Annotated in this window: 25 protein-coding genes; 9 read left to right on the top strand and 16 right to left on the bottom strand. The window is 70.9% G+C overall.

Annotation, left to right across the window (positions count from 1 at the left end; all coding sequences use genetic code 11):
- Nucleotide 1: 1 nt before the first annotated feature.
- The 5 genes from VHU88_02160 to VHU88_02140 form a co-directional block, all read right to left on the bottom strand.
- On the bottom strand, nt 2–295 hold the full coding sequence (locus VHU88_02160) for an MGMT family protein (protein ID HEX3610469.1): 294 nt from the start codon (nt 293–295) through the stop codon (nt 2–4).
- A 106-nt stretch (nt 296–401) separates the two neighbouring features.
- Nucleotides 402–1328 (bottom strand): serine protease, encoded by a 927-nt coding sequence (locus VHU88_02155; protein ID HEX3610468.1) that lies wholly within the window; start codon nt 1326–1328, stop codon nt 402–404.
- Between the two features lie 301 nt (nt 1329–1629).
- On the bottom strand, nt 1630–2790 hold the full coding sequence (moeZ, locus tag VHU88_02150; GenBank protein ID HEX3610467.1) for an adenylyltransferase/sulfurtransferase MoeZ: 1161 nt from the start codon (nt 2788–2790) through the stop codon (nt 1630–1632).
- Between the two features lie 92 nt (nt 2791–2882).
- A complete protein-coding gene (locus VHU88_02145) occupies nt 2883–3500 on the bottom strand; it encodes a DUF3152 domain-containing protein (GenBank protein HEX3610466.1) in 618 nt (205 codons plus the stop codon).
- Nucleotides 3501–3581: 81 nt separating this feature from the next.
- Complete coding sequence (locus tag VHU88_02140; GenBank protein HEX3610465.1) at nt 3582–4991, bottom strand: HAMP domain-containing sensor histidine kinase; 1410 nt, start codon at nt 4989–4991, stop codon at nt 3582–3584.
- A gap of 362 nt (nt 4992–5353) precedes the next feature.
- On the opposite strand from VHU88_02140, the gene VHU88_02135 reads away from it, so the two are divergent.
- On the top strand, nt 5354–6028 hold the full coding sequence (locus VHU88_02135) for a response regulator transcription factor (protein ID HEX3610464.1): 675 nt from the start codon (nt 5354–5356) through the stop codon (nt 6026–6028).
- Nucleotides 6029–6319: 291 nt separating this feature from the next.
- Here VHU88_02135 and VHU88_02130 read toward each other — a convergent pair whose 3' ends face one another.
- Genes VHU88_02130 through VHU88_02120 form a run of 3 tightly spaced genes read right to left on the bottom strand, consistent with a single transcriptional unit; the run spans nt 6320 to nt 8745 of the window.
- The gene (locus VHU88_02130) at nt 6320–7336 is read right to left on the bottom strand and encodes a Ku protein (protein HEX3610463.1); all 1017 of its coding nucleotides are present in this window, start codon (nt 7334–7336) and stop codon (nt 6320–6322) included.
- Between the two features lie 58 nt (nt 7337–7394).
- Nucleotides 7395–8240, bottom strand: coding sequence for a hypothetical protein (locus VHU88_02125; GenBank protein HEX3610462.1), 846 nt, complete (start codon nt 8238–8240; stop codon nt 7395–7397).
- 1 nt (nt 8241) lies between these two features.
- Nucleotides 8242–8745, bottom strand: coding sequence for a sigma-70 family RNA polymerase sigma factor (locus tag VHU88_02120; GenBank protein HEX3610461.1), 504 nt, complete (start codon nt 8743–8745; stop codon nt 8242–8244).
- 114 nt (nt 8746–8859) lie between these two features.
- Here VHU88_02120 and ligD point away from each other — a divergent pair, with 114 nt between their 5' ends.
- The 3 genes from ligD to VHU88_02105 all read left to right on the top strand — a co-directional run bounded on the left by ligD (nt 8860) and on the right by VHU88_02105 (nt 10725).
- Nucleotides 8860–9747 (top strand): non-homologous end-joining DNA ligase, encoded by an 888-nt coding sequence (gene ligD / locus VHU88_02115; protein ID HEX3610460.1) that lies wholly within the window; start codon nt 8860–8862, stop codon nt 9745–9747.
- Between the two features lie 62 nt (nt 9748–9809).
- Nucleotides 9810–10439 (top strand): TetR/AcrR family transcriptional regulator, encoded by a 630-nt coding sequence (locus VHU88_02110; GenBank protein HEX3610459.1) that lies wholly within the window; start codon nt 9810–9812, stop codon nt 10437–10439.
- Nucleotides 10440–10497: 58 nt separating this feature from the next.
- A complete protein-coding gene (locus VHU88_02105) occupies nt 10498–10725 on the top strand; it encodes a DUF3107 domain-containing protein (protein HEX3610458.1) in 228 nt (75 codons plus the stop codon).
- Between the two features lie 34 nt (nt 10726–10759).
- Here the strand turns inward: VHU88_02105 and VHU88_02100 are convergent, their stop codons facing one another.
- From VHU88_02100 to VHU88_02090, 3 genes are read right to left on the bottom strand one after another with little or no spacing between them, the layout of a single operon-like run.
- A complete protein-coding gene (locus VHU88_02100; protein ID HEX3610457.1) occupies nt 10760–12244 on the bottom strand; it encodes an ABC transporter substrate-binding protein in 1485 nt (494 codons plus the stop codon).
- Nucleotides 12245–12257: 13 nt separating this feature from the next.
- Nucleotides 12258–13259 (bottom strand): tyrosine protein kinase, encoded by a 1002-nt coding sequence (locus tag VHU88_02095; GenBank protein ID HEX3610456.1) that lies wholly within the window; start codon nt 13257–13259, stop codon nt 12258–12260.
- The gene (locus tag VHU88_02090; protein HEX3610455.1) at nt 13241–14305 is read right to left on the bottom strand and encodes a phosphotransferase family protein; all 1065 of its coding nucleotides are present in this window, start codon (nt 14303–14305) and stop codon (nt 13241–13243) included. Before VHU88_02090 ends, VHU88_02095 begins: the two co-directional genes overlap by 19 nt.
- Before the next feature lie 82 nt (nt 14306–14387).
- On the opposite strand from VHU88_02090, the gene VHU88_02085 reads away from it, so the two are divergent.
- Nucleotides 14388–15023, top strand: a complete 636-nt coding sequence (locus VHU88_02085) for a TetR/AcrR family transcriptional regulator (GenBank protein ID HEX3610454.1) — start codon at nt 14388–14390, stop codon at nt 15021–15023.
- A 3-nt stretch (nt 15024–15026) separates the two neighbouring features.
- Here VHU88_02085 and VHU88_02080 read toward each other — a convergent pair whose 3' ends face one another.
- Nucleotides 15027–15725 carry a ferritin-like fold-containing protein gene (locus VHU88_02080; protein HEX3610453.1) on the bottom strand — a complete coding sequence of 233 codons (699 nt, stop codon included), beginning with the start codon at nt 15723–15725 and terminating at the stop codon, nt 15027–15029.
- A gap of 244 nt (nt 15726–15969) precedes the next feature.
- Here VHU88_02080 and VHU88_02075 point away from each other — a divergent pair, with 244 nt between their 5' ends.
- Nucleotides 15970–17493, top strand: a complete 1524-nt coding sequence (locus VHU88_02075) for a DEAD/DEAH box helicase (protein ID HEX3610452.1) — start codon at nt 15970–15972, stop codon at nt 17491–17493.
- A gap of 6 nt (nt 17494–17499) precedes the next feature.
- Here VHU88_02075 and VHU88_02070 read toward each other — a convergent pair whose 3' ends face one another.
- Nucleotides 17500–17844, bottom strand: a complete 345-nt coding sequence (locus tag VHU88_02070) for a hypothetical protein (protein HEX3610451.1) — start codon at nt 17842–17844, stop codon at nt 17500–17502.
- A 133-nt stretch (nt 17845–17977) separates the two neighbouring features.
- A complete protein-coding gene (locus VHU88_02065; GenBank protein HEX3610450.1) occupies nt 17978–18760 on the bottom strand; it encodes a ParA family protein in 783 nt (260 codons plus the stop codon).
- Nucleotides 18761–18770: 10 nt separating this feature from the next.
- On the opposite strand from VHU88_02065, the gene VHU88_02060 reads away from it, so the two are divergent.
- Both VHU88_02060 and VHU88_02055 read left to right on the top strand, forming a co-directional pair.
- Nucleotides 18771–19724, top strand: a complete 954-nt coding sequence (locus VHU88_02060; protein ID HEX3610449.1) for an alpha/beta hydrolase — start codon at nt 18771–18773, stop codon at nt 19722–19724.
- A 133-nt stretch (nt 19725–19857) separates the two neighbouring features.
- Nucleotides 19858–20232, top strand: a complete 375-nt coding sequence (locus VHU88_02055) for an ATP-binding protein (GenBank protein ID HEX3610448.1) — start codon at nt 19858–19860, stop codon at nt 20230–20232.
- Between the two features lie 100 nt (nt 20233–20332).
- Here VHU88_02055 and VHU88_02050 read toward each other — a convergent pair whose 3' ends face one another.
- Entirely contained in the window at nt 20333–22183 is a 1851-nt protein-coding gene (locus VHU88_02050; protein ID HEX3610447.1) for an NAD-binding protein, read from the bottom strand.
- Between the two features lie 37 nt (nt 22184–22220).
- Entirely contained in the window at nt 22221–22877 is a 657-nt protein-coding gene (locus VHU88_02045; protein ID HEX3610446.1) for a DUF6758 family protein, read from the bottom strand.
- A 199-nt stretch (nt 22878–23076) separates the two neighbouring features.
- Between VHU88_02045 and VHU88_02040 the strand changes: the two genes are divergently transcribed.
- Entirely contained in the window at nt 23077–23487 is a 411-nt protein-coding gene (locus VHU88_02040) for an NUDIX domain-containing protein (GenBank protein HEX3610445.1), read from the top strand.
- Nucleotides 23488–23561 lie beyond the last annotated feature (74 nt).

Here is a 23561-nt window from a genome sequence, read left to right as displayed (position 1 = left end):
CCTATCCCGGGATCCAGCGGGCCCGGTCCATGTCGATGCGACCGCTCCGGCGCAGCGGCACCCCTTCGGCCACCCACTCCCGGCGCGCACGGAGGTCCTTGCCGGGCGGGGCCGTCCCGTCGGCGTGCACGACCCGCCACCAGGGCACGCCACCGCCCTCCCGGGACAGCACCGAGCCGACCTGGCGCGGTCCGCCGCCGCCCAGGTACTCGGCGATGTCGCCGTAGGACATGACCCGCCCGACCGGGATCGACTCGACGACCGCGAGCACGGATTCCGCGTAGTCCTCGGACACGGCTCGGCCGGGCGAGGGATCCCCTGGCCCGGCCGGATGCCTTGCGCCGTCGCCCGACGGGGCGTCACCCCGTCGGGCACTCATAGCGCGCCTGCGTTCGTGCTGATCAGTTCTCCTTGTTGCCCTTCGGCAACGAGGCGCCGTTGGTGAAACCCGCCAGCACGGGCACCGAACCCGGCTGGAACGAGGCGGTGCCCTTGGCCAGGGTCAGCCCCGCGATGCCGGAGTGCTGCTGGGCGTACGCCAGGACGTGGGCCAGGTCGGCCACACCGTTGCTGCCTGGCAGCGGGGCGATCGCCAGTGTCGACAGGACGCCGAACGCCTTGCCCTCGGAATCGATGAAACCGCTCCCGGAGTCGCCTGGCACACCCGGCGAGAACGTGTAGACGGTGTGCTCCCAGCCGTCCGGGTCGGTGCCGAGGCTGACACCCTGCTTCGGCGACAGGTACGAGATGCCGCCACGCAACGGCGAGTTGCCGTAGCTGAGCACCGACTCCCCGCCGTTCACCGGGGTCTCCCGCAGCCCGGTCGGGCCGCCGAACAACGGGATCGACGGGTTGACCTTGTTCAGCGCTTCGTCCGGGATGCGGACCAGGGCGAAGTCGTTGTTGGCGCAGACGTCCTCGGTCTTCTCCCCCAGCTTCTGCATGGTCAGCCAGGAGTTGTAGACCAGGGTTCCCGACACCTTGGAGTCGCCCAGCAGCACGGAGGTCCCGAGCGGCAGCGACTTGGAGTTGCAGCCGTTGGTCTCGTTCGGACCGCCCGTGCCGGAGCAGTGGGCGGCCTGGCCGATGTACGCGTGGTGCTGCGCGTCGTAGAACACGAAGTTCGACGTGCACACCGCGTCCTTGGTCGTGGTGTTGATACCGGGGTGGATCGAGGACGTACCGAAATCAGCCCACTTGGGAATGGCGGGCGGCGGTGCCGTTCCGGCGCTGGCCGTCGCCATCGGCGCGAACACGGCGGCGGTCATGGCGGCGGCGGCGACGGCGGTGCCAAGCGCGGTCCGGCGGAACACTCGCTTTGAGCTCATCGGCGAACTCCAGGGGCGTCGAAGGACATCTGTGCCGGGCGTGCTCGGGACCGTAGCCCGTCCGGCGTGAGGAATTCGGGAACGAACCGCCACCGGCTTGCACAAACTCCCCGGAAGGGCCCGTCCGCACCCAACGAGCAGCGTTGCTCGCAAGGTGATCGAGACTGTGTGGCTTTGCGCAATCATGGCGCTAAGGCCCTGGTCAGCCCAATACCCCTGATCCGGGGCAATCAGTCGAAACCGGGACAACCCGGCCGCCCACGGATCGAATTCTCAGCTAATTTTCAGAAAACCCACCGGCCTAGTACGACGGTTTGTCCGGTTCGATCTGATTCACCCAGGCCAGCACGCCGCCGCCCACGTGCACCGCGTCCGCGAAGCCGGCGCCCTTGGTCACCGCGAGCGCCTCGGCCGAACGCATTCCACTCTTGCAGTAGAGGACGACCTGCTTGTCCTGCGGCAGGCGGGCCAACGCGTTCCCGTTGAGGAATTCACCCTTCGGGATCAGGGTCGCCCCGGGGATGGAGACGATCTCGAACTCGTTGGGCTCCCGGACATCGATCAGCGCGATCGCCGCGTTCGAGTCGAGCAGGTCCTTGAGCTCCTTGACGGAGATCGTGGACTCCTTCACCGCGTCGGACGCCTCCTCGGAGACCGCGCCGCAGAAAACCTCGTAGTCGATCAGCTCGGTGATCGCCGGGGCGCTCGGGTCACGACGAACCTTCACGGTGCGGTAGCTCATCTCCAGTGCGTCGTAGATCATCAGGCGCCCGACCAGCGGCTCGCCGATGCCGGTGATCAGCTTGATGGCCTCGGTGACCATCACCGAACCGATCGAGGCGCACAGCACGCCCAGCACGCCGCCCTCGGCGCAACTCGGCACCATGCCGGGCGGCGGGGGCTCCGGGTAGAGGTGCCGATAATTCGGCCCGTACTCCTCCCAGAACACGCTGACCTGGCCCTCGAACCGGTAGATCGAACCCCACACGTACGGCTTGCCGAGCAGCACGCAGGCGTCGTTGACCAGGTAGCGGGTGGCGAAGTTGTCGGTCCCGTCCACGATCAGGTCGTAGTCGCGGAAGATGTCCAGCACGTTCGTGGAGTCCAGCCGGACCTGGTGCAGGTTGACCTTGATCAGCGGGTTGATCTCGGCGACCGACTCCTTGGCCGACTGGGCCTTGGGCTTGCCGATGTCGGACTGGCCGTGAATGACCTGGCGCTGCAGGTTCGACTCGTCGACGACGTCGTCGTCGACGATCCCCAGCGTGCCCACTCCGGCCGCAGCCAGGTAGAGCAGCGCCGGAGACCCCAGACCACCGGCGCCGACGCACAGCACCTTGGCGTTCTTCAGCCGCTTCTGCCCGATCATGCCGACGTCCGGGATGATCAGGTGGCGGCTGTAGCGACGCACCTCGTCGACGGTCAGCTCAGCGGCAGGTTCGACCAACGGTGGCAGGCTCACGGCAATCTCCGAGGTTCGGGCTCAATGCTGTGTGGGCGACAACCGTGCCACGGACCGCCCCATTCCGCGCCGCCGACCCCCGCCGAAGTGCCCTAACCCCGAGCGGTTGCCGGGCCCGCCCCGTACGGCAGCCAGTTGGGCCGGCAACCCTCCAGCGACTTGGTCTGCTGAACCATCACCGGGGCCGGGGCGCCCGGGTACGGGCAGTGCACGTGGTGGTGGCCGAGGGCGTGCCCGACCTCGTGGTTGATGACCTCGAAGCGGTAGTGCCGCAGGTCGTGGCCGTAGGTGGGCGATCCGTAGAGCCAACGATCGGAGTTGATCACCGCGCGGCCGCGCTGGAAGCAGGACACCGCGCTGTCGGTCTGCAGCGGCGCGCACTCCTTGTCGGTCAGCGCCGGGCTGGACAACGACACCCGGACGTTCACCCGACCACCCGAGACCCGGACGAACCGCAAGGTGCGCCCGCCCTGGCCCCAGCCGAGCGGGTCGTTGAGGATCCGGCCGACGTAAACCGCGAACATGTCCGCGTCGACGGGCAGGCCCTGCTCTACCTCGACCGTGTAGCGGATGATCCGCCCGACCCCGACTGCCGGGTCGGTGCCCGGGGCGATCAGGTAGCGGCCGGTGGTCCGAGCCACGTCGGGTCGATGGGCGGCGGCCACCGGAGCGGCGGTGACCAGGGAGACGGTCAGCGAGATCGCGGACACCACAGACAACTTACACCACATAGTCATCAACGGTAACTTCCACAACAGCCCACCGCTCACACCTCGAAGGGGTCGGGCGTGTCAGTCGACCAGGTCGCCGGCCGGTGCCGGGTCCGGCTCGTCGGCGTCCTCGGTGTCCGGGTCGGCCGGCAGCAGCACCAGCACGCTCGCGCCACCCAACGGCGGCCCGTTGCGAGCCTCGACGGTCCCGCCGTGCGCTGCGGCGATCGCCCGCACGATGGCCAGCCCGAGCCCGGCGCCGCCGCCGGTGGCGTCGCGGGTGCGGGCACCGTCGCCCCGCACGAACCGGTCGAACGCCGAGGACAGCACCGTGGCCGGGAAGCCCGGGCCGTCGTCGGAAACCGCCAGCTCGACGGAATCGCCGTGCATCGTGAGGTTGATCCGCACGTGGTGGGCACCCGCGCCGCGGGCGTTCTGGAGCAGGTTGCCCAGGACCTGGCGCAGCCGGTTCTCGTCGCCCGGGCACACGGCCAGGTCGCCGGACACCGAGACCTCGAGGTCGAGCACCGGACCGAGCCGACGGGCCTCGGCCAGGCACAGGTCCAACAGGTCCAGCCGGGTCGTGCCGACCACCAACGTCCCGGCCCGCTGCCGGGCCAGCAGCAGCAGGTCCTCGGCCAGCCGGGCCAGGCGCTCGTTCTCGGTCGCCGCCGCCCGCAGCGAGCGGTCCAACCCCGCGGCGTCCCCGGTGTCTGCCGCCAGGCGGGCCAGTTCCAGCTCGCCGCGCATCACCGCGATCGGCGTACGCAGCTCATGGCTGGCGTCGTCGACGAACGCGCGCTCCCGCCGGAACGCGACCCGTAGCCGCTCGAGCATCCCGTCGAGGGTCTGGGCCAGGCGGGCCAGTTCGTCGCCCCCCGGGACGGATGACAGTCGCGCCTCACTCTCGAAGGAGGAGATCGTCTGGGCCTCCTTGGCCATCCGATCGACCGGTGCCATGGCGGCCCGGACCACCCGCCAACCGGCCAGCACCACCAGGGCGATCAGCAGCGGCGCGGCGATCGAGATGATCAAGATCAGCCGGTTCTGCGCGTTCAGCACCGGCTCGGCGGACACCCCGACCGCGAGCAGCCCCAGGCCGCCACCCAACGGACGGGTGAACAGCCGGACCGGGGCGTTTCCCGAGGTCTCCAGGTTGAGGTTGCGGGTGATGCCGCGGCCCTCGAGCTGTTTGGCCTCCTCGACGCTGAGCAGCCGACGCCCGGCCAGCGCCGTCGAGGACACGAGCACATTGCCCGCCGGGTCGTAGAACTGTGCGAGCGGGTCGCGGGTGACGGTGTCGAGACTGCCGGAGTGGACCGCCGAGGCCAGGTAGCCCGCCCGGATCTGCAGGCCGCGCTCCTGCGCGCTGGTCAGCTGTTGGTTCAGGACCGCGTAGAAGATCCCGAAGGCGATCAGCAGCGCACCGGAGGTGGCCATACCGAAGGTCAGCGTCACCCGGGCCGTCAACGAGGTGGGCCGAAGTGTCACCGCAGCAGTGTGGAGCCAGTTTTTCGTTTTCATGATTCAGTCATCCGGCTCGCGGCACCGTGGGGGTACGGCGAAACCGGGACAAGTCTGCACGCGGTGGACCGAACAGGGCCGCCCGGTACGGAATCTGACTCGGCGAGGTCGTAGACGCTGGTTCCACGTCACCCAGAGCTCCCCCACCGGCCGGTCCGCGGGACCCGGATCAGTCCGGTGGGGGTACTTGGCGTTCGGGCGGGGTAAGACTCGGAAATGGCAACTGGTGTTGCCGATGAGAGCGAAGCGGTAGGACAAGCACGGCGTGCAGACGCGTCCGACTGCTTCGATCGGAGTCGGCATCCAACGGCACAGTGGAACGGATCCGCATGCGACTGCTGCTCGTCGAGGACGACCCCGGCATGGCCGAGATGTTGTCCGCAAGCCTGCGGCATCAGGGCTACGCGGTCGACCGTGCGCGCAGCGGCGACGACGCGCTGTGGAAGGTCCGCGAGAACCCGTACGACGTGATCGTGCTCGACGCGATGATCCCGCCGCCCGATGGCTTCGAGGTCTGCAGGCAGATCCGCGACGAGGGCCGCTGGGCCCCGGTCCTGATGCTGACCGCGCGCGACGCCGTCGCCGACCGGATCCGTGGCCTCGACGTCGGCGCCGACGACTACCTGACCAAGCCCTTCGCGCTCGACGAGCTCCATGCGCGCCTGCGTGCGGTGACCCGACGTGAGCCCGCCGAGCGGCCGGTGTCGCTGGCGGTCAACGACCTGACCATCGACCCGGTCACCCGGATCGTCGCGCGCGGCGGCGTGGAGATCCCCCTGTCGCCGAAGGAGTACGCACTGCTGTGCGAGTTCGTCCGCCGGCCAGGTGAGGTGCTCTCCCGGACGCACCTGATCGAGCACGTCTGGGACTTCGCCTACGACGGCACGTCGAACATCGTCGACGCCTACGTGAAGCACCTGCGCAGCAAGATCGACCGGCCCTTCGGCCGCGACACGATCAAGACGATCCGCGCCGTCGGCTACCGCTTGGACCCGGAGGCCTGACCCGCCTCGCCGGCAACCGGCAAAGATGCACAGGTCCTGCACAGCCAACCCTCACGACCCTGTCACGCGCCGAGCGCGACGATGGAATCGCCCGCACGGACAAACCGGTTGAGCTCGATCCAGCGTCTCACCGGCTCGTGGGGCAGCGCAGCAGTCCGGAGCCTCACGATGCCCCGGCCGGGAGTTCGGCCCCGGCCCGCGTCGCCGGACCTGCCACGAACGGGCCGCCCCGGACCGGGACTGCGAACGCAGAGCCGGGGCGGCCCGTCGTCCGTTCCGCCGAGCCGGGGGTCAGGCGGTCCGCTTTGTGGCCGCCGCCTTTGCGGTAGCCGTCTTCTTCGCCGGGGCCTTCTTCGCCGGGGCCTTCTTGGCCGGGGCCTTCGCCGCCGCCTTCTTCGCAGGCGCAGCCTTCGTGGACTTGGCGGCGGCGCTCTTCTCGGCCGCCTTGGCCGGGGCCTTCTTCGCGGGCGACTTGGCGGCGGCCTTGCGTGGTGCAGGGGCAGGCGACTCCTCCGGTTCGGCGGTGCCCTCGCGGCGGGCCTTGGCCCGGGCGACGCTCTGGCGCAGCGCCTCCATCAGGTCGATGACCTCGGCCGCGGGTTGCGCCTCGGCGTCCGGCGTGACGATCTGACGCCCCGCCACCTTCGCGTCGACGACCGAGCGCAGGGCGGCCGCGTACTCGTCGGTGTAGTCGTTCGGGTCGAACTCCGAGGTCATCGTCTCGATGTAGGCCTGTGCCATGTCGACCTCCTGCTGACGCACCGTCACATCAGCATCGGGGACGAGCGCGGCAGGGTCGCGGATCTCCTCGGGCCAGAGCATCATCTGCAGCAGCAGCACGTCGCCGTGCGGCCGGATCGTGGCCAACGACTCCCGCGAGCGCAGCGCGACCTTGACCACCGCCACCTTGCCGGACTTGGCCAACGCGTCGCGCAGCAGCACGTACGGCTTGGCGCCATGCTGGTCGGCCTGCAGGTAGTAGCTCTTGGCCACGGCCACCGGGTCGAGATCCTCGGCCGAGATGAACTGGAGCACCTCGACGCCCTTGGTCGAGGCCAGCGGCAACGACTCCAGGTCGGCGTCGTCGAGCACGACCAGTTCGCCGCCACCGAGGTCGTAGCCCTTGGCGATGTCGCTGTACGGGACCTCGGCGCCGTCGATCTCGCAGATGCGCCGGTAGCGGATGCGGCCGCCGTCGGCAGCGTGGACCTGGCGCAGCGATACGCCGTGCTCCTCGGTGGCTGAGAAGACCTTGACCGGGATCGAGACCAGGCCGAAGGAGATCGCGCCCTTCCAGATCGTCTGCATGGGTTCTTCTTCCCTCGCCGGCGCTGCCGATGCAAACGGTAGCCGCAGGTGAGCTACCTCAGCCGCAGGATTGACCCGCGCTGCGCTGCGCCGCCGCGATGCGCTTGCGCAGGCTCGTGGAGTCCGCGTAGGCGCGGATCTGCGCGGTCGGGTCCTGCGGGACGATGAACACTCGCTGCTCACCCGCCGTCAGCTTCGTGCTCGACGAGTCGTTCGCCGCGTACGCACTACCCACCGAATAGGTCACCGAGGTCGGCCCGGACCCCGGCGCGATCCACTCCTGGACCGACAGCACCAACTGGTACTGCCCACCGCCGGTGCTCGTGATCGAGACGACCTTTCCGAGCAGGATCCCCCGGGCACAGCCGACCGCGTCGGCGAAGGCAGGCGCACCCGCGCTGCCGGGCGCGGACTTGGCGGCGACCTTCCCGCTGGTGGTCGCAGTGCCGCTCGAGCTCTCGGCCGCGGCCGCCGGGGCCGGGGCCGCCGCGGCTGCGCCCGGCGCCGCGGGCGCCATCATCCGCATACCGTTCATCGACTGCACGCTCGACCCACCCGCCGTGGACACGGGCGCCGACGCGGCCGAGTGCGAACTCGAACCTCCGCCGCCGCCGTGCAGCACCAGCGCCGTGCCCAGCCCGGCCACCAGGACCACCGAGGCCGCGGCGGCCAGCATCGCCCGCGACGGCCGGCGCCGCAGCGGCACGACCACCCCGGCGGCGGGCTCGGCCGCGAGGGTGTCGCCGATCAGGCCGAGCGCCCGGGCGATGGCATCGACGTCGGCGGCGGCGCGCTCGTGCGCGGCCAGGGCCGCCGGATCGGCGTCGTCCTGGGGCCCCAGGCCGTCCAGCACCCGGGCCAGGGCGAGGTCGTCGGGGTCACCGGGCAGTTCGGGCTCGGTCATCTCAGATCACCTCGCTCTCGCGCAGGCGGTCCCGCAACGCCCCGACGGCCGCGTGCAGGCGGCTCTTGACGGTGCCTTCGGGGATGTCGAGTTCGAGCGCGATGTCGCGGACCGGCAAGTCGGCGTAGAAGCGCAGGGCGAGGACCTGGCGTTGGGCCGGCGGCAGCGCGTCGAGGCCGGCCGCGATGGCCAGCGCGAGCACGCGATCCTCCGGGGACGGCTCCGGCGGGGCCGTGATCCAGCGGGCGGCGAGTCGGTCGCGCAGCCCGTCGTCGCGGCGCTGCCCGCGGTGCCAGTCGACGGCAACCCGGGAGGCGACCACGACAGCCCACGCGATCGGGTCACGGATCTCCTCCTTCCCGGCCTCCGGCCGGCTCAGCAGCCGCAGCCGCACCTCCTGGACGCCGTCGTCCACCTCGTGCGCAGGTACCCCACCCAGGGCGAGGACGGCCCGGACCCGCGCCACGCCAGAGGCGGGCAGCGGGTCGGCGGTGTCGTCCAGCACCACCGTCTCCTCTTCAGCAAGGACGGATCAGGGCGGCAATTCGTTCGCCGGGTTGAGCCGTCTCAGCAAATCATTGGGATGCTGGGCGATGTGTCTGGTTCTCAACGCGTCGCGGTGCAGATCGAGGGACGAGACCTCTCCCTGTCGAACCTGGACAAGGTTCTCTATCCGGCCGACGGGTTCACCAAGGCCGAGGTCATCGACTACTACACCCGGATCGCGCCGGTCCTGCTGCCGCACCTGCACAACCGGGCCGCGACCCGGGTCCGGTTCCCGGACGGCGTGGGCGGGCCCTCGTTCTTCGAGAAGAACGCCCCGAACCACACGCCGGACTGGGTCCGCACGGTCACGCTGCCGGCGCCGGGCAGCACCAAGGACCGCGAGGAGGTCCGCTACGTCGTCGTCGCCGACCTGCCCACGCTGGTCTGGCTGGCGAACCTGGCGGCACTCGAACTGCACGTGCACCAGTGGCAGGTGGCGGCGGACGGCTCGCCGGGTCCGGCCGACCGGCTCGTGCTGGACCTGGACCCCGGGGCGCCGGCCGCTTTGCCGGAATGCGCGCAGGTGGCGCTGCTGCGGGAGGAACTGGGCGAGCTCGGCTTGGACCCGGTGGTGAAGACCTCGGGCTCGAAGGGCCTGCAGCTCTACGTCGGGTTGAGGCCCACCCCGGTGGCCGAGGTGCATACCTGGGCGAAGGCGTTGGCTGAGCGGATGGCCGACGCCGCGCCGGACCGCATCGTGCACCGGATGGAGAAAGCGCTGCGCGGCGGGAAGGTGTTGATCGACTGGAGCCAGAACGCGGGCGCGAAGACCACCGTGGCGCCGTACTCGCTGCGGGCCCGCGAGCACCCGACCGTCTCGACCCCCGTCGATTGGGACGAGGTGGCCCAGGCGGCGGCCGGCGAGCCGCTGGCGTTCACCGCGGGTGCGGTCCTGGACCGGGTGGCCGCCCGCGGCGACCTGTTCGGGGGGTTGTTGCACGACGCGGCCGCGTTGCCCTGAGCCAAATTGCTACCGAGGAGTAAACTTCAGGCGTCCATCGACCGGCTCAACGAGGAGTTCGGGTGAGTGCCATCGACGAGACGACGCGACGAGTAGGTCGCCTGCCCCGCACCGCACGTCGTCGACAACTCCTGGACGCCGCGCTGGCCGTCTTCGTGGCGCAGGGCTACCACGCCGCCGCGATGGACGACATCGCCGAGAAGGCCGGGGTCAGCAAGCCGGTCCTGTACCAGCACTTCCCGGGCAAGCGCGACCTGTACCTGGCACTGCTGGACGAGAGCGCCGAGTCGCTGGTGAGCGCGCTGCGCACGGCGCTGGCCTCGACCACCGACAACAAGCTGCGGGTGCGGGCGACCATGGGCGCCTACTACAGCTACGTCAGCGACAAGACCGGCGCGTTCCGGTTGATCTTCGAGTCGGACCTGACCGGCGAGTCGGACGTGCGGGAACGGGTCGAGGCGGTCGGTCGGCAGTGCGCCGAGATGATCAGCCACGTCATCGCCGAGGACACCGGACTGCCCGAGCCGGAGTGCCGCCTGCTGGGCGCCGGCCTCGCGGGCGTCGCGCAGGTGACCGCCCGGGCCTGGGCCGCGGACGAGTCGACCATCACCGCCGAGGAAGCCATCGACCTGGTGTCCTCGCTCGCCTGGAGAGGCATCAAGGGAGTTCCGCTGCAGCCTTCCCACCCGTAGCCCCGCACAGCCGAGGTTCGGGCCGGATAAGGTCCGTACTCGACGGAGAGGGGAATCGGTGGAGATCAAGATCGGCGTGCAGCACTCGCCGCGGGAGCTGACGGTGGACAGCCCGAGCGAGGCCGAGGAGATCGAGGCCGCGGTGGCGGCTGCGCTGGCCGGAGACACCGCCGTGCTCACCCTGGTCGACGAGCGCGGTCGCAAGATCATCGTCGCCGCCGACAAGATCAACTACGTGGAGATCGGCGAGCCCGAAGCCCGCCGCGTGGGCTTCGGCGCGCTCTAGGAGCCTGCTGGGAAGGGCGGCGCGGCGCCCTCGTTCAATAACCCGGCGGCAGGCCGGCGAAGCACTCGAATCGGCCGCCCTCGGGGGCGGCGTAGCCGGCGGCCGCGATGGTCAGGGACGCGTAGCAGTCGTTCGCGGCCGGAAGCGTGTCCCGGTGGAACGTGACCGGTGGTGCCAGCCCGCCGAGGGTCTCGTTCTTCACCCGCCAGAGCCCGTCCAGGAGCAGTTCCCGGGTGATCGGGCCGGTGCGCGCGCTCGCCGAGACTGCCGCGACAGCCGCCTCGAACAGGCGTCCCGCGGTGAACTGGGTGATCGAGTTCTGGTCCACCGACGAGCCCGGCGCGAAGCGGTCGTAGGCCGCGCGGAAGCCCCGGGCCCCCGGGGAGTCGGTCGCCAGGAACGGGGCCGTCGCGGCGCCGAGGAACGCGCCGAGCCGGCGGATGTTCGGGTCGAGTACGGACTCCGCCGTCACGGCCAGCGCCGAGGTGGCGATCGCCGGTCGGTAACCGAGACTGATGCAGGACCGCGCGAACCGGGCGTTGCCCGATCCCTCCATCGCGACGAAGACCGCCCCGGCACCGGCGGACCGCAGGGCCTGGCACTCGGCGGTGTAGTCCGGCGAGGTGATCGAGGAGACCTTGCGCAGCACCACCTGCAGGCCGGCCACCTTCGCCATCGCCTCGAAGTTGGCGTTGATCTGGCCGCAGATCGCGGCCTCGACGCAGTAGACGAGTCCGACCTTCGTGCTGTGCGCGGCGACCGCCGCCTCCTTCATGGCGCCGGCGTAGGCCGCCAGTGGGCTGCCGCCCTGCGGGAAGAACCACCGGCTGGAGAACCAGGACGGCTCGACCAGGTCGCCGCCGACGAAGGGCACCTGGTTCTGTTCAGCAAACCGTTTCGCCGCCGCGAACGTGGTCCCGAGCCCGGCTCCGACGATCGCGATCGCCTTCTTCTCGTTCACCAGCGTCGCCAGGTTCGTCGTGACGCGGGCCGGATCGGCCGCGTCGTCCATCTGGTAGAGCCGCACCGGATGGCACTGCACGCCTCCGCGTGCGTTGACCTCGCGCAGCCAAAGGGCCAGACCGGTCCGCATGTTGAAGTCGGTGGCACCGATGATCCCCGAGCTGGGCGAGGTCTGCCCGAGTACGACAGGGGCCAGGGACTGCCGGCACGCGCCATCCCCACCGGTTGGCACGCTCGGACCGGTCGGGACCCGTGGTGCCGCGGACGCCGCGGACGACACCCGCGGAGCTGGGGCGCCGGCACGGGGACTCGCCGCGGGCGTGACGCTGGTCGACGGCCCGGCCGCGGCGGTGGCGCCCGGCGATGGGTCGGCGCTCACGCGACCCGCGTCATCCGCGGTGACCGCCGGCTGTCCTGACGGCGGGGACGTCCGGAGGGTGAGGGCGGTGCCGTCCGCCGCGGCGATCTGCTCCGGGGACATCCGCGTCCCGCAGCCACTCATCGGCAGGACGAGCGCCAGCAGCCCGGCGAGGGCCGCCGCACGCGGGCGGCTCATGCGATGCGCCCGGTCATCGGTGCCGACGTGCCTTCATCCGGTGTTGGAATGCCTCGAACCAGATGCCCTGGCACGGCCCGTAGCCGACCTGTCCCGCGTCGGTCTCCCAGCGGTAGACGCTGTCGTAGGTGAAGGCATGGGGCCAGGCGACGATCGGGGAGGCCGCGAGCGCGTGGCCCCGCATGCGCAGCACGATTCCCGCGCTGTCCTCGGCCTCGATCTCCTGCGCCAGGGGGAAGTGCAGCGTCGGATGGGTCTCGGTGACGGTGCGCTCGACGCGGCGAAGCTCGCGGATCTCGTCGCCGCGGCCGACGAAGGCGAACATCGCGTCGGGACCCTCGAAGCCGACCTGGTTGAAGTACCGGCCGTCGTCGAAGTACACGGGCGTCCACGAGATGGGCCGGTCGAAGCGACCGCGCCGGTCCTCGGTGCGGTCCTGGTTCCAGGACCGGTCCCGGATGGTGTTGCAGTCGATGGCGTACGTGCGGCCGTGCAGTGTGAGTTCCCCGACGCAGTGCATGAACTGCTCGCTGCCACCGGGGCGCAGGGCACCGGCATGGTTCTCGCCGGGGATGACCGCGGCTCGGCCCAGCAGCGGACTCAGGGCCGTCTGCTCCAGCTCGAACGCCGCCCGGCCGTCCGCGCTGCGGTAGCTGATGCGGGCCTTACGGCCGAGCTCGGTGAACTCGATGCGATACCCACGGGTCGTCGTGATGACGCTGCCGTCGACCTGCGGCCAGGGCAGCGTCATCGAGTAGTCCAGGTGCGCCATGTCGAGGACGCAGGTGTTGTCCAGCCCCTGGAAGATCTGGACGCTGCCCTGCATCAGTGGGAAGTACGGCTGGTAGCGGATGTAGCTGTAACAGCCGATGCCCGCCTCGGGGATCTGGAACCCGAAGTAGTGGGTGTGGGTCGTGTGCGGGGCGTAGCACCCCGCCTGTTCGGTGGGGTCGAGCCCGATGAGGTCGCTGATCGGCGGCTGGATGTGATGGGCCATCAGCGGTGGCCCGCCCACCCGGTTACCTCACCCGTCGGCGCCGGCAGCCCCAGGTACCCGGCGAGCATCACGCTGGGCGGGTTGGTCAGCCAGATCATCGAGTCCGGTGGGACGAGACCGGCGTCGATCATCAGGTGGCCCGCGCGCATCATGGCGAGCGCGCCGAACACCGCGGCGAGGCACTCGTAGTAGTGCAGGTGCCGCATCGGGAGCCCGGACAGCTCCTCGAACCGGGCGAGAATCGCCGTGCGGCCCGGGAAGCCGGGCGGGCTCGGTGCGCCGAAGCCCTCGCTCCAGAGCCGCAGCGCGTACAGAAAGTACGCGACGTCCAGTTCCCGACTGCCGATCGAGGCGAGCTCCCAGTCCAGCGCGCCGGTCACCGACAGGTCGTCGGCGAAGAGCATGTTGCCGATCCGGGCGTCGCCCCAGCACAACGCGAGCGCCTCGCCGGTCGGGGCATTCGCGCGCAGGTACTCCAGCCCGGCCGCGATCGTCGGGTGCGGCGTCCCGCGGTGGCCGGTCGCGTGCAGGTGGTCCAGGTGGTCGACCTGGGCGGCAACCCCGACCCGGGGCAGGCGCAGTCCCAGGGCGGACCAGTCGGCGCGGGAGACCTCGACGATCGTCGCGATCGCGTTGTCGACCAGACGGCCCTGCTGCTCGGGGGACAGCTCGAGCACCCAGCCGTCCAGCGAGTAGGGCGGATCGTCCGGTGGGACCCGCCCTTCGATGTGCTCCATCACCAGGAAGCGACCGCCCAGGACAGCTGGGTCGGCCTCGACGGCGACGACGCGCGGGGTCGGGACCGCGGTGTGCTCGAGCGCACGCATGACCGCCGCCTCGTCCTGGAGCCGATAGGCCGGGAACAGGCCGACGCCATCGGCCGGCGCGACCCGCACGACGAAGCGGCGCTGCTGTGCGGTGAACAGCGCCGTCTCGCAGGACATCCCGTTCGAGCGGGGCACCACGACATCGGCGACAACGACCTCCCCGTCGAGGTGGTCGGCCAGCCAACGCTGCAGCGCCGGACCCGCCGTGGCGGGGTCGAGTCGGTTCGTCAGTGCCACGTCGGAATGCTCCGCCGCGGCACCGCTGTGTAGTAACACCACATAACGACGGACACTAGCAGCTGTGTAGTGTCACTAGTCAATGAATGCGTCGAAGAAGAGGCCCCGCCGCACGTCCGCGGACGTGCGCGAACTGCTGCTGCGGGCGGCGCGGGACGAGTTCCTGTCCAAGGGCTACTCCGGCGCCACCACCAAGGCGATCGCGGCTCGCGCCGAGGCGTCCGAGACGGTGATCTTCAACCAGTTCTCCGACAAGGCCGGCCTGTTCGCGGCGGCGTTCGTCAGTCCGTTCGGCGAGGTGGTCGACGAGTATCTGGAGGCGCGCAACAACCCGAGCCGGTCGTCACCGCAGCAGCGCGTCGAACGATTCGTGGAGCACTTGTCGCGCCTGGCGCGGGAGTACCGCTCGATCCTGATCGCGGCGGTCGCGCACCGGGTCGACGGCAGTGCCGATCGAGACCGGGCACCGGCGCAGGACGACCTGCTCGATCAGCTTTCCGCCGAGCTCCAGAAGATCCTCGGGATCGGCGAGCTCACCGAGGTGCCCGGCTTCGGTCGCTTCGGGCCCGAGACCCGCGCCTCGGCCGCCGCCATGGTGCTGGGCATGGCCCTGCTCGACGACCTGATCTTCCCCCGCGACGCGGTCCGACCCAGCCAGAAGCGCCTGGAAGCGGAGATGTCGGCGGCGTTGCTCGATCGCCTGCGCCGGCCGGACTAGCACCTAGGCGTCGAGGCCCAGCGCGGCCATCCGATCGGTGTGCGCCTTGGTCAGCCGGTCGAGCATGGCGGCGATCTCGGTCAGGTCCATCCCCGCCCCGCCGACGACCAGCGCCGTCAGGCCCTCCCGCTCAGCGGCGATCTGCTGCGCCTGCGTGACGACCTCACCCACCAACCGGCGACCCCAGAGCGCGAGCGGCCCGGCGACCCGGCGGTCGGCGGCGATCGCGCCCCGGATCCGGTCGACCGCGAACTCCGAGTGACCGGTGTCGGCCAGCACCCGCAGCACCAGCTCACGGGTGGCGGGATCCAGGTGGATCCCGATCTCGCGGTAGAAGTCCGCCGCCAGGCCGTCGCCGACGAAGGCCTTGATCAGGCCCTCGAGCCAGTTCCCGGCCGCGGTGCGCCGGTGGAACGCCGACAGGTCCTCGACGAACGGCTCCATCGCGACGCCCGGGTCCACACCCAGTTCGGTCAGCCGCTCGCACAGCAGCCGGTGGTGGTTGAACTCGGCCACCGCCATGCTGGCCACCTCGGCCTTGTCGGCGATCGTCGGGGCCAACGCGGCGTCGTGCGCCAGGCGCTCGAAGGCCAGCAGTTCCGCGCAGGCCATGAGCCCCAGCAGGTCGATCACCGCGGCGAGATGCTGGGGATCGGCCGGCCGGGTCACGGCGCTGGGTGCACCCGGTTCCTGGGCCGTCATGGGCCGAGTTTAGGTCGTGCCGCGACAGGCGCCGGGGCCGCCGCCCGGCAACGCCGCGTATGTGCCGCGAGGTACTGGACACCCACGTCGAGACGGGCGCGAGCGGGGCCGCGCGTCACGCGGCTCATTCGTGCGACCGCGAACGGTTATGCTCCGGTTGACTATTGATGATTTCCAGCCGGCCCACGGCGCCGGCGCAGACGCCGAGAGGCGATCGATCCTGACAACTTTCCACGATCTCGGCGTGATCGCCGCGATCACCGACGCGCTTGCCGAGGTAGGCATTCGCGAGGCCTTTCCCATCCAGGAAATGACCCTGCCGATCGCGCTGACCGGCACCGACGTGATCGGGCAGGCGCGCACCGGCACCGGCAAGACCCTGGCCTTCGGCATCCCGCTCCTGCAGCGTCTGGTGGGGCCGATGGACGACGACTTCGCCGACCTGGCGGTGCCCGGCGCCCCGCAGGCGCTGGTGATCGTCCCTACCCGCGAGCTCTGCGTCCAGGTGACCGGAGATCTCGAACTGGCCGGCCGCCGCCGCGGGGTTCGGGTGGCCGCGATCTACGGCGGTCGCGCGTACGAGCCTCAGGTCGCGATGCTGAAGGCCGGGGTCGAGGTCGTGGTCGGCACCCCCGGGCGCCTGCTCGACCTGCGCAAGCAACGGCTGCTCGACCTCTCCCACGTCAAGTCCCTCGTGCTCGACGAGGCCGATGAGATGCTCGACCTGGGCTTCCTGCCCGACGTCGAGCGGCTGATCTCCGACACCCCGGCCAACCGCCAGACGATGCTGTTCTCGGCGACCATGCCGGGCCCGGTCATGTCGCTGGCCCGGCGGTACCTGCGGACCCCGACGAACATCCGGGCCGAGTCCGCCTCGGCCGAGCAAACCGTCCCGCTGACCTCGCAGTACGTGTACCGGACCCACCAACTCGACAAGATCGAGTGCCTGGCCCGGATCCTGCAGGCCGAGGGCCGCCGACTGGTGATGGTGTTTGCCCCGACCCGACGGCTGTGCCAGAACGTCGCCGACGGGTTGACCGAGAGAGGCTTCGCCGCCGCCGCCGTGCACGGCGACCTGGGGCAGGGCGCCCGCGAGCAGGCGCTGCGGGCGTTCCGCAACGGCAAGGTCGACGTGCTCGTGGCCACCGACGTCGCCGCCCGCGGCATCGACGTCGACGACGTCACCCACGTCATCAACTACGAGTGCCCCGACGACGACAAGACCTACCTGCACCGCATCGGCCGCACCGGTCGGGCCGGGCGCACCGGGGTCGCGGTCACGTTCGTCGACTGGGCCGACATGACCCGCTGGACGCTGATCGACAAGGCCCTGGGGCTCGGTCTGGGCGAACCGGCGGAGACCTACTCGACCTCGCCGCACCTGTACTCCGACCTGAACATCCCGGCCGGGGCCAAGGGCGTCCTGCCCAAGGCGGCACGGACCCGGGCCGGGCTGGACGCCGAACAGGTCGAGGACCTCGGGGAGACCGGCCGAGCGCGGTCCAAGACGCGGTCGACGCCACGATCGGACGGCGCTCGCGGCTCTGACGGCGCTCGCGGCTCGGGCGGCTCGGGCGGCAGCGAGGAGAAGCGGGCGCCGCGGCCGGTCCGCAAGCGCAGCCGCAACCGGACCCGGTCCGGTCAGCCGGTCAGCGAGGGTGCCGGTGGCGACTCCGCCGGCGCGCCGGCGGAGGCCGCATCGGACAAGCCGAGCCGGGCCCGGCGCCGCACTCGCGGCGGTTCGGCCGAGGGTGAATCCGGCGGCTGACCCAGGTCAGCGCCGGCGCGCGCTGACGCGGACCCAGGTCCGCCGCTCGCACGCCGGGCAACGCATCCACGACGGGTAGTGCCTGCGGATGATCGGCAGGTGGAAGCTCGGGATGGCTGCGGTCAGCACCTGGACGGCGGTCATGGCCGTCGTCGCCCCGCACTTGGAGCACGTCAGCACCAGCGCGCCGAACGGGATCGGCGCGGGCCCCGGCGCCGGCTGACTGAACAGGGCCCGCTTGCCCTCGGTGTCGCCCCGCGGGGCGGGCATCGGGGTTCGCCGGCGGACGGCCGGCTCACCGGACCGGGGCTTGATCCGGTCGAAGCCGCTCACCGGCGTGCCTCCGTCCACCCGCGCGAGCCTGTCACCGGCGTGCACTGGGACATTTGTTCACTCGCAAGCTCGCTCACCGGGCGTGCCTCCGTCCACCCGCGCGAGCCTGTCACCGGCGTGCACTGTGACATTTGTTCACTCGCAAGCTCGCTCACCGGGATCTCACAGGTTCCAACGCCCCGTCCTTGAGCAACCGGCTGGCGAGCTCCCGGTAGGCCTTCGCGCCTGCCGAACGAGTCGCGGTGGTGAGGATGGTCTGCCCCGCGGCCGGCGCCTCGGCGAAGCGGATCGATCGCGGGATCGCCGGCTCGAGCACCGGGATCCGGTAGCGCTGACCGATGTCCTCGAGCACCGCGCGGGCGTGCTTGGAACGGCCGTCGAACAGCGTCGGCAACACCCCGAGCACGTTGAGGTGCTTGTTGGTCACCGACCGGACGTTGTCGACGGTGTCCAGCAACTGCTTCACACCGCGGTGCGCCAGGGTCTCGCACTGCACCGGGATCAGTAGGTGGTCAGCCGCGGTCAGCGCGTTGATCGTCAACACACCCAACGCGGGCGGGGCGTCCAGGATCACGATGTCGTACTCGCTCTCCAGGTCGGCCAACGCCTTGCGCAGCACGAACTGCTGCCCGTTGCGAGTACCCAGCGATTTCTCGGCACCGACCAGGTCGATCTCGGCGGGCAGGAGGTCGGGGCCGCCCTCGATCCGCTGCACCGCGGTACGGGCAGGTACCCGACCGAGCAGGACGTCGTGGATCGACAACTCCAACTCGTCCGGGTCGAGCCCGAGGGAGAATGTGAGGCAGGCCTGCGGATCGAGGTCGACGACGACGACGCGCTTCCCGAGTTCGCCCAACGCGGTACCCAATGAGGCGACCGTCGTGGTCTTGGCGACCCCACCCTTTTGATTCGCCACAGCCAACGTGCTTGTCACAGGGACAATCATGCCCTTCCGCATGTTTCGCGACATCACCGCTTCGCCGATAACGTCGCCAGTTGTGAGTACTCCGCCACACCTGCGGCTGCCCGCCGGCGCTCGCGCCCACCTGTTGCGCACTTCGCGCGGACCGTTCGCCGTACATGAGGCACATCCGCCCCAGGGGTCTCACCCGCGGGGCACTGCTCTCCTCGTTCCCGGTTTCACCGGGTCCAAAGAGGATTTTCTCACCGTTCTCGAATCGTTGTCCGGCGCGGGCTACGAAGTGATCGCGATCGACCAGCGCGGCCAGTACGAGACACCGGGTCCGGATGACGCCGAGGCCTACAGCCTGGACGCGCTCGGCGCCGACCTGCTCGCGATCGCCGAGACGACCGGCGGCCCGGTGCATCTGGTCGGACACAGCTTCGGCGGGCTCGCGGTGCGGCAGGCCACGATCGCGGCACCCGAGGCGGTGGCCTCCGCCACGTTGCTGTGCTCAGGGCCGGGCCGGCTGAGCGGGCCCTCGGCGGACAAGCTGGAGACGTTGATCGGCGCGCTGACCATGTTCTCGGTGGCCGACATCTGGGGCGTGGTGAACGCCACCGCGGAGGCCAACGGGGAGCACGTCGGGATCGCCCCGGAGGTGCTGGAGTTTCTGGAGCGGCGGTTCAAGCAGACCACCGCCCAGAACCTCGCGACGCTCGCCGCCATCCTGCTGAGCGCCGAGGACCGGACCGCCGAACTGGCCGCGGCCGGGGTGCCGACACTGGTGCTGTGGGGCGCCACCGACGATGTGTGGTTGCCTGGTGTGCAGGCCGACATGGCCGCCCGGCTGGGCGCGGCGGGGGTGGCGATCGAGGGCGCCGGCCATTCCCCGGCGGTCGAGAACCCGGTCGGGACGGCGGCGGTGCTGATGCGGTTCTGGGCCGGCCTCCCCACTCCCGCAAAGATCGCGGCGAGCTTCGACGAAGGCCCTTGAAACTTGCCCCGGACAGGGCAACATGGTTGCGGGCAGGGTGCTACTGCGCTCGTGTTCCTCGCCGGACGATCCGATCGCCCGGCGCCGTTGCCTGTGCCGGATGTTTTTCGACACCGACGAAGGATGATTCTGCGTGGAGCTGCGCACTGCGCTGCGCGACGAACCGGGTGAGGTCAGCCGAGCCCGGCACCTGGTAGGCCACAGCCTCGACCGTTGGGGCGTGCCCGACGCCGAGGGCGTCGCGGCTCTGCTGACCAGCGAACTGGTGACCAACGCCCTGCGCTACGGCCAACAGCCGATGCGTCTGGTGGCCCGGCGGGCCGACCAGGGGGTACGCGTCGAGGTCCACGACGGCCGTCCGGGCGAGCCGCCCCGGGTGCGCAACGCGCAGCCCGAAGCCACCGGCGGCCGCGGGATGATGCTCGTCGAGGCCTTGGCCACCCGCTGGGGCTGGTCGGAGTTCGGCGGCAGCAAGCAGGTCTGGTTCGAGCTGGAGACCAGCAGCTGAGCCCGCCCGCCCCAAATTTCCCCACTTCTGCTGCCTGTCCCACCTGTCGACGCGTGCCGATACGTGGGACAGGCCCCAGAAGTCGGGGGTTATGGGGCCGTCACCAGCCGCGTTGCGAGGTCCGGCGGGTCGAGTTGTCGACGGGGGTCGGCAGCTGGCTGGCCGACAGGGCGTCGCGGCGCAGCACCTGGAGCAGCTCCTCGTAGGGGCCGACCAGGTAGGCCTGGTCCCCGGCTCGGAAGCGGGTGCCGCTGCGCGGCGGATGTTCCAGGGAGTCCGGGGCATCGGCCCGACGGATGGCGATGACCCGGGTCCGGGCCGACAGCTCCTGCATGGCCAGGCCGTCCAGCCCGCCGTCGGACGCGACCACCAGTCGGGCCATCAGGAACGGCACCCGCTCGATGTAGAACGTGTTCAGAACGTGCAGCCCGAGGGCCGCGCCGACGAACCAGGGCGCCGCGAGGGCCGAGGCCGAGCGGACGTAGGCGAACCCGAGACTCGTCTCGACGGTCTCGGCGAGCGTGGCGTCGAATACCCGTAGGACGACCGGGACGTCCTTGAACCGCTCGCCCAACTGATCGCGCACGGCCAGGCCGGTCTCGATGTTGACCAGGTCGTCGCTGGTCAGCACCGCCACTGCCTTGGCCCGGTCCAGCGCGACCGAGCGCAGCGTGGCCGGCTGGGTCGCGTCGCCAATCACAATCGGCACGCCCAGGCCACGGGCCTGGGACAGGTAGCGGTTGTCCTCGTCGCGTTCCAGGACGACGACCGTTACCCCGGCGGCCTTGAGGCCTTCCATCACCCGCACGCCGACCGACCCGAGGCCCACCACGACAACGTGCCCCCGCAACCGGCCGACGTTGCGCCGGCCGAGCGACTCGGCGATGCGACGGGACACCAGCAGGTTGGTGACCAGCGCGAACAGGACCGCAGCCAACGTGACCCCGACGATCATCAGGCCGATCGCGTAGATCCGTAGGCCCTGGGACTGCTGGGCGAAGGAGAAGTCGCCATAGCCGATCGTGCCGATGGTCTCGACGGTGAAGTAGATCGCGTCGATGACGTTCATGTGGTGGCCACCGGGCTTGCGGTATCCGGATCGCAGCACAAGGACCGAGATGAGAGTGACCACAAGCAGCAGCCCCAGCGTCACGCCCATCGCGCGGTCGGCCTCACGGGCCAGCGTGCGCATCAAACGGGACGCAGCCGCGAACACCGCCGACGCCCCGGTGGGACGCACGAGGCCGTCCTCGAACACTGCCCGCCGCGATCCGTGGCCGGCCAGCTCCTCCTCGGTTCCGATCACCGAGACCCGGTCGCCCGCCGACACCCGGTGGTCGCGCCCGGGGCACACGACCAGGGCGCCCGGCCCCGTGGCGGCGGCTTGCGTGGCTCCGTCGTGGACCACCGCGATCGGCGCGAGATTGCCGAACAGCTGCCGCAGTGTGCCGTCCGTGGTGGCGATCAACTCGGTGGCGACGAACCGGGCACCCTCGATGTCCATCAGGTGCTCACGCTGCCGCAGGCAGGTCTCCACGACCGAGGGCGCGGACAAGGTCGCCACGTCGAGCACCGTGCCCGGGCCGGTGAGGCCGCTCAACGCCCGACCCACGGCCGGGTTGGAGAGCTGGACGACCAGCCGCACGTCCGGTCGCACCCGCAGGATCAGCAGCGAGGTCTCCAGGCCGATCAGGTCGTCGTCCATCGCGCAGACAACCGCGACCGCGCCGGCCAAACCGGCGGCAACCAGAGCCGTCTGGTCGCGGGCACTGGCCGCGATCCGCGGGATCCCCCACCGCACCAGCGCCTGCTGCCGCTGCGTCTGGCCACCGTCGGCGACCACGACCACCGCCACCCCAGACAGGTGCAGCTGCTCGATCGTCCGCATCGCCACGCCACCGAGGCCGCAGACGATCACGTGCCCGGACTTGGCCCGGCAGTCGGTCAGCATGGTGGGGAGTATCCCCCGCCGGCAGCTGACCCAGTCCTCAGGAGTGCGGTGCCCGCGTGGCGCCGGCAGTCAGCCGGGTGGACAGCGCTCCGAGCGGAATCTGCAGGTCGCGGGGGGCCTCGCGCAGGTCGACGAACGTGAGGTTGTCGTGGACCAACGCCCCGGCCCCGGCCGGCCAGATGATCAGCCACAGCCACATGGCGTTGGCCTCGCCGACGTAGACCGCGCGGTCCGGCTCGCCGTCGACGCACCACAGCGCCGTCGGGTGGCCGGCCACCGTGACCTTGGCATGCGGGCCGGTGGTCGTGGACAGGCTGGGCCCCGGGTCGAGCCCGGGCATGCCCGCCCAGTGCGAGCCGAGCCCGACACCGGGCTCCTCGGCGATCACCAGCAGCTCGGAGAACCCGCCGAGCGGGTTCGGCCCGGCGCAGGCGATCAGCCCGGCGCGCGCGCCGTGCCGTTCGTCGCCGGCCCAGGTCAGCCCGGTGGCCAGCCAGCCGGCGGGTAGCGGCCAGGGCATCCAGAACGGCACCCGCGAACCCTGCACGTCCTTGGCGATCCGGTCGTGCACCGGCAGCCCGACCGGGGACACCGGATCGGTGTCCCCGTGCTCGGCGCACCGCCAGGCATTCGACCAGAGCCCCGGGGCCCGCACCGGCCCACCACATCGCGCACAGCTGTGCTGCCCCGTCATGACGGGGCGCCCGGACCGGTCACCGGGACCAGGGTCGGCGGCCTCATGCACCCGACGTTCCACGCCGCAGCCCGACTCGTCAACCCCTCCAGCAACACTCGCGCTCGACGTACCTCGCACTTGTGTCGGCGTGTCGGGCTTTCAGCGACTCCTGATGCCCCCACACGCCCGCACAGGTTGACGTTCTTAGGCTTGCGGGATGGGCGCGTTGCCGAGTGTGGTGCCGTGCGTCGGGGCGATCGTCCACGACGACGAGCACCGGCTGTTGATGATCCGGCGGGCGAACCCGCCCGCGGCGGGTCGGTGGTCGCTGCCGGGCGGACGGGTCGAGGGCGCGGAGACCGACATCGAGGCCGTGCGCCGGGAGGTCGTCGAGGAGACCGGGTTGGAGGTCACGGTCGGGATCCGGATCGGCACGGTCGTGCTGCCCGGGATCGACGGGATTTCCTACGACGTGCGCGACTACGCCTGCGCGGTGGCCGGCGGGCGGCTGCGGGCCGGCGACGACGCCACCGACGCGCGCTGGGTGCGCCGCGCGGAACTGGTCGTGCTGGACACTGCGCCCGGCCTGGTGGACACGCTCGAGCAGTGGGGGATGCTGCCCCGATGAGCCTGACCCCGCTTCCCGACATCTGCGGCCCGTCCCACGCTTCGCAACCCGCCGAAGGGTGCGACACGCCGCAG

It is taken from the genome of Sporichthyaceae bacterium (assembly GCA_036269075.1).
Classification (GTDB): Bacteria; Actinomycetota; Actinomycetes; order Sporichthyales; family Sporichthyaceae; genus DASQPJ01.
This window is presented reverse-complemented; position numbering and strand designations above follow the sequence as displayed.